6 protein-coding genes are annotated in these 5,383 nt (G+C 47.6%); 1 reads left to right on the forward strand and 5 read right to left on the reverse strand.

Features of this window, described 5'->3' with window-relative positions:
• Nucleotides 1–82: 82 nt before the first annotated feature.
• Nucleotides 83–835, forward strand: a complete 753-nt coding sequence (locus L2082_RS18155; protein WP_446010631.1) for a CheR family methyltransferase — start codon at nt 83–85, stop codon at nt 833–835.
• Nucleotides 836–838: 3 nt separating this feature from the next.
• On the opposite strand, the gene L2082_RS18160 is transcribed toward L2082_RS18155, so the two are convergent.
• From L2082_RS18160 to L2082_RS18180, 5 genes are all read right to left on the reverse strand, one after another.
• Nucleotides 839–1,156, reverse strand: coding sequence for a DnaJ domain-containing protein (locus tag L2082_RS18160; RefSeq protein WP_446010632.1), 318 nt, complete (start codon nt 1,154–1,156; stop codon nt 839–841).
• Between the two features lie 4 nt (nt 1,157–1,160).
• Complete coding sequence (gene nadC, locus L2082_RS18165; protein ID WP_446010633.1) at nt 1,161–1,991, reverse strand: carboxylating nicotinate-nucleotide diphosphorylase; 831 nt, start codon at nt 1,989–1,991, stop codon at nt 1,161–1,163.
• Between the two features lie 101 nt (nt 1,992–2,092).
• Nucleotides 2,093–3,244 (reverse strand): ATP-binding protein, encoded by a 1,152-nt coding sequence (locus L2082_RS18170; protein ID WP_446010634.1) that lies wholly within the window; start codon nt 3,242–3,244, stop codon nt 2,093–2,095.
• Between the two features lie 208 nt (nt 3,245–3,452).
• The gene (locus tag L2082_RS18175; protein ID WP_446010635.1) at nt 3,453–4,832 is read right to left on the reverse strand and encodes a hypothetical protein; all 1,380 of its coding nucleotides are present in this window, start codon (nt 4,830–4,832) and stop codon (nt 3,453–3,455) included.
• Between the two features lie 169 nt (nt 4,833–5,001).
• The gene (locus L2082_RS18180) at nt 5,002–5,229 is read right to left on the reverse strand and encodes a type II toxin-antitoxin system Phd/YefM family antitoxin (protein ID WP_446010636.1); all 228 of its coding nucleotides are present in this window, start codon (nt 5,227–5,229) and stop codon (nt 5,002–5,004) included.
• Nucleotides 5,230–5,383: the final 154 nt, after the last annotated feature.

Genomic DNA, 5,383 nt, shown 5'->3' on the forward strand with positions numbered 1-5,383 from the left:
TACTATCCTGGCGGGACAGTAAGAAAAAAAATGAAAATAAAAAAATCTGTGGTGCCAAGAACGAATTGCCAAAACACTTAACATGCTGATTTCAAAAGGATTATTTTCTCGGTATCGCAAAGTTGGGTTATGCCAAAGCAATGGCTATCGTTACCTTTCTGATATTTTGCCTGACCTGCTGCGGGATGCCTCCTTTCTTGAAAAAATTATCAAAGAGTTTTCAATCACGGTTACTGACCTGTTTCGCAACCCCTTTGTCTATCAAAGCATCAGGGAGCGGGTTGTACCGATGTTAACTACTTATCCTTACATCAAGATCTGGGTCGCAGGCTGTGCCACCGGGAAAGAGGCCTACTCCATAGCCATTCTGTTGATGGAGGAAGGGTTATATGATCGAACTATTATTTACGGGACTGACTTTAATGATCTTGCTTTGGAACAGGCAAAGACAGGGAGGTATTCTCTGGAACGACTGGAGGCATTTTATACAAATTATCAAGAGGCTGGAGGAAAAGCTGCACTAACAGATTATTTCACTCTGACTGAAAAGGACTGTGTTGTTCGTGAAGAGGTAAAAAAGAATATTACCTTTGCCAATCATAATCTGGTGACAGATAATGTCTTTGGTGAAATGCACCTGATTCTCTGTCGTAATGTTCTTATTTATTTTAATAATATCTTGCAACGTCGGGTGCTGAAGCTTTTCCGGGATAGCTTGGTGTTTGACGGCTTTTTCTGTCTTGGCAATAAGGAGAGTCTCAGATTCTCCGGCTTGGAAGAAGAAATGAAGGTTATTGATCAACAGGCCAGGATTTATCAAAAAAAGACCTTGTGAAGTTTATCGCTTTTTTCGTCCCCAAAAAGGATCATCACCAAAACGATTCATCCACCAGTCTTCAGGATCATAAAGGGTCTCTTTATCTGGTTTTAAGGGAAAACGGTAGCCCTTGACATAGCGCATGAGCAGCTCGTAGGATTCAGTCAGGCGACACATAATGTCAGCATATTTTTTCTTGTCTTTATCTGCGACCCGATCCGGGTGGTATTTTTTGCACATCCGGCGATAGGCATGTTTCATTTCTTCGGCTGTTGCCTGCTCTCCCAGCTGAAACAGAGTCCGGGCCTGTTCAATGGCTTGCCATTCTTTTTTATTCATTGTATTACCAATCCAGTCCGATATCACAGGCTCGGGCCGAGTGGGTGAGTGCCCCGACAGAAATAATATCCACCCCGGTTTCCGCGATTCCCCGTACTGTGTCCAGATTTACTCCGCCAGATGCCTCAATCAAGGCTTTTCCATTGATCATGCTGACGGCCTGCCGCATGGTGTTGCAATCCATATTATCCAGCATAATAATCTGAACCCCGCAATCCAGGCATTCCTGCACCTGCTCCAGAGTATCGGTTTCCACTTCAATGGCAATGGTATGCGGCACTGCTGCCCGTGCTTTTTCCACAGCTCGCTGAATGGAACCGCAGGCAGCAATATGGTTATCCTTGATCAGGACACCATCGCTGAGGCTATAGCGGTGGTTTCTGCCCCCACCAACCCGAACAGCATACTTTTCCAGCATTCGCAGGCCAGGGGTGGTTTTGCGGGTATCCACAATCTTGACCTTCAGGCCTCGTACAGCATCTACATATTGGCGGGTCAGGGTGGCAATGCCGCAGAGCCGTTGGATCAGGTTGAGGGCCACCCGTTCTCCCCGAAGCAGGCCGTGAACCGGGCCGCTGACGGTCATCAGTACCTGGCCGCTGTCAACCTGTTGTCCGTCTGCTATGGGCCGGGAATATGTTATGCGCTCATCAAGAAGCTGAAAGACCCTGGCAGCAACCTGCTCCATACCCGCTGCAACAAGGGCTTCTCTGGCCCGCAGGGTCACTGTGGCGGTTTCCTGGTCAGAGAAGATAGCATCGGTGGTGATGTCGCCGTGCTCCAGGTCTTCCCGCAGGAAATTGCGGAGCTGTTCTTCTAGGAGAAAGGTGTCCATAGTGATTTTATAGTATTATTCTTTATTTTCGGTCCGACAGATCATCCAGCTTCTGAAGAAAATAACCGGGAAGATCATGATATTCAACTAAGTTGTGCAGATCAGAACAGCTCTCCCTGCCAAAGCAGCTCGGTAAATTTTTCCGCCGGCATAATTTCTATGCCGTCCTCCGTTGTTCTGTACTTGCTTTCGCAGCAGACAACCAGTCTTCGTTGAACATCAGGATGATCAACCAAAAGGCTCCTGAGTCCTTTCAGATGCTTCTGTGTAACTTTGGCAGTCGCTTTGGCCTCGAGAGCCAGTTCCATATCATTGATAATAAAATCCACTTCTGTGCCTCCAGCCAGCCGCCAGTAAAAAAAATCCGCATAGGCTTCCGTATATTGATTATAGGTGTTCAGCTCATGAAAACACCAGTTTTCAAAGGCTTTGCCGAAGAGTTCTCCTCCTTGCCGCAACGTTCCCCGTTTTGCCAGAAAGTTGACCACTCCCACATCGGAAAAATAAAATTTGGCTGACGCAGTAACCCGTCGTTTCGGACGCTTACGAAAACTGGGCAACCATCTGCCGAGTAAGGTGTCTTCCAGAATCTGGAAATATTCTTTGACCGTTTGGCCGGAAACTCCGCAATCTCTGGCTATGGTGGAAAAATTGACCTGCTCCGTGTCCGACAGAGCGGCCAGATTAAGAAAATCGGAAAACAGAGGCAGATTCCGAACCAGCCCTTCGGCGGCTATTTCTTCTTTTAAATAATTGGCAACGTAAGCGTTGAGTAGCCTACGAGGCTGTTGGGAGAGATAGATTCGTGGAAGATACCCGTGATTGAGGAGCCTGTTCAGATCAAAATCAGGAGCAAGTTCAGCAGCGACAAAGCCGAACATCTCATAGCGTATCGCCCGACCGCCCAGCAGGTTTGCATGGCCCCGCCGTACTTTACGTGCGCTTGAACCGCACAGGGCGAAGTGAACCTGATGATTTTCATGCAGCCAGTGGACTTCATCAAGCAAAGCAGGCAGTTTCTGCACTTCATCAATGACCGCAAAGGGGGGATTTTTTTTCGTCAAAAATTCTTGGCGGAGCAATTCGGGCCTGTCAAGGTAGCGGCGAAATTCCTCAGCTTTGAGGAGGTCAATCCAGACCGCATCTGGATAAGCGGCCCGAAGAAGTGTTGATTTTCCTGTCTGCCTCGGTCCCCATAGGAAAAAGGTTTCTTCACCCGGCGGAGGCAGCAATAATTTTCTTTTGATCATCATATAACTCCAAGTACAGGCGGAGGACTATGTGCTCCGAAGTGAAAGGTGAACTTGAGTTTAACATGATATTCTCAAGTGTCAACGTGTTTTTGCAATAATAAAAAGGGCGATGCAGGCTTGACCCGCAAGCCTTCAGCGGGGACTACTACCTGTTTTTATTTATCAAGCAGAGGGTGCTCATAGTAGTAGGTAAGGGGAAAATAGCAGTTTATTGCTGTACTGTGCCGGGGCAGGAGTTGGACTTTATTTCTTCTTCTATGGGGTTGAGAAGGCCCTGCTTTTTGATCTCTTCAATCAAGGCTGGGTGAATATCATACCATGAATTACCATTGAGGTAGTTCATGATCAGATTGTTTTCCCAGCAACGTCCCTGAACGGGCAGTTCAACTATTGAACCGAGTTCTTGTCGTTTTGACTTATGGATTCTTGCCAGAAACCGCGCATCCTCATCCGCAAGAGGCAGCATATCGTTTTTCAGATCCTGCACCGCCCGTTCAATAATTTCCTGATCTACTTTTTTTTCCGGCTTGGAGCCAAGCATACAGGAGACCAGGCATTCCCGAATCAAGCGAAAAAAATCACGCAGGTCACCCCCGGAAACAGCGGCTAGAGAGCCGAGAGCCTCGGGTTGAAAAATTTCCTGCCAATCAGGATACCTCTTACTTATGATCTGTGCCATCACCCCGATGCCGTCCGCATCCTGTCCGTTATCTGCTTTTTTGCGTACATGGATATTGGGCCATTGGGTGACAGGATGACCGCCAAGATTGCGCCCGAGGTTTTGCGCCAAAGCTAGGAGAAAGGGCGGTACCGTATAGACCACATGGAGCTTGGGAAAGGCCAGATGTCCAGCCTGCCCGGAAAATAATTCACGGACACTGGCATAGACCTTTTCTGCATCCCCTCCCAGACCGCGTAGCTGTTCCACAGAATCCACCAGCAAAACGACTTTTTTATCCGGGTCACCTGTTGTTTTCCGGATTGCCCGCACCAGTTCATCAACAAACTCTTGCGCATCCTCCACCAGCCGGGTCAGGTGGCCTCGTAATCGTTGCTGGATATGCTGCTTAAAATCCGGTTCGATTTTCAGTTTCAGGCCCAGATCAACAGCACTGATACCCGACTTGGCTTTGAGACCGAATTTATCCACCTCAATTTCCGATTGCAGGAAGCTTGTCAACCGATCCCAATACGAGCGGGTCAAGGGTTGCAGGTTCAGATCGTTATCCTCGCCGACAGCATGGCTCAGGGCGGCCATTAAGGAGAGAATAAAATCAGACAGTTCCACCGGCTTGGTCATCAGGAGGTAATCCAGCATATTGACCAGGAAAACCGTGCAGCCGTCGTCTTCCAGTAATTTTTTCAGACGACGCAGTTCCGTACTCTTGCCGTTGCCGCGAAAACCGGTGAGCAGGTTAACACTTTCCGAACTGGAGATATCTATCCGTTGCCATAATCTGCGTACAGGGTCTTTTTCCGGGGTGGCTCCGAGGATACTAACGTAATACGGATGATCCGGAGTCAGCGGTTTTTCGCCTTCTCCTTCCAGAGTTTTGTAAAAGGTACGTAGCGGCTCTGTGGATTGCATAGTCGGAAGTCACTCCATTCGATCAAGGGTACACCCGGAACGTGGGTTATCGGTTTTCAGCTGAAAAAATCGGCAGGTTCACAGGGCACATCAGCCATTCCCCGCTACATTACCATATAATGTCAATCGGGTAAGCGCGGAATGCTCTGTCACAGCCGATGAGAGGGGATTATATGTAATCCTTAAAATTTTCAGGGGTCGCATCAAAATCGTCCGCTATCTTAATCAGTCCTTTTGCGCTTCCGAATTGCCGCTTTTTTGTCCGCCTTTTTCTGACTGAGATGAGTTTTACGATAGGATGTCCTTGTTCGGTTATCGTAATTTCCCCGTCGTCGGCAGTTTTTTTAATTAAATCGGAAAAGCAATGTTCGGCTTTTTTTATATCAATATTCAGCATGGTCGTCGGTCCTTTCAGGTATGTTAACCCAACTTTGCGATACCGAGAAAATAATCCTTTTGAAATCAGCATGTTAAGTGTTTTGGCAATTCGTTCTTGGCACCACAGATTTTTTTATTTTCATTTTTTTTCTTACTGTCCCGCCAGGATAGTA

The organism is Candidatus Electrothrix sp. (genome assembly GCF_052785085.1).

Coding starts and splice junctions, on each gene's coding strand:
- L2082_RS18175 (WP_446010635.1), bottom strand. CDS start 4,832: ATGCAATCCACAGAGCCGCTACGTACCTTTTACAAAACTCTGGAAGGA.
- L2082_RS18180 (WP_446010636.1), bottom strand. CDS start 5,229: ATGCTGAATATTGATATAAAAAAAGCCGAACATTGCTTTTCCGATTTA.
- nadC (WP_446010633.1), bottom strand. CDS start 1,991: ATGGACACCTTTCTCCTAGAAGAACAGCTCCGCAATTTCCTGCGGGAA.
- L2082_RS18155 (WP_446010631.1), top strand. CDS start 83: ATGCTGATTTCAAAAGGATTATTTTCTCGGTATCGCAAAGTTGGGTTA.
- L2082_RS18170 (WP_446010634.1), bottom strand. CDS start 3,244: ATGATGATCAAAAGAAAATTATTGCTGCCTCCGCCGGGTGAAGAAACC.
- L2082_RS18160 (WP_446010632.1), bottom strand. CDS start 1,156: ATGAATAAAAAAGAATGGCAAGCCATTGAACAGGCCCGGACTCTGTTT.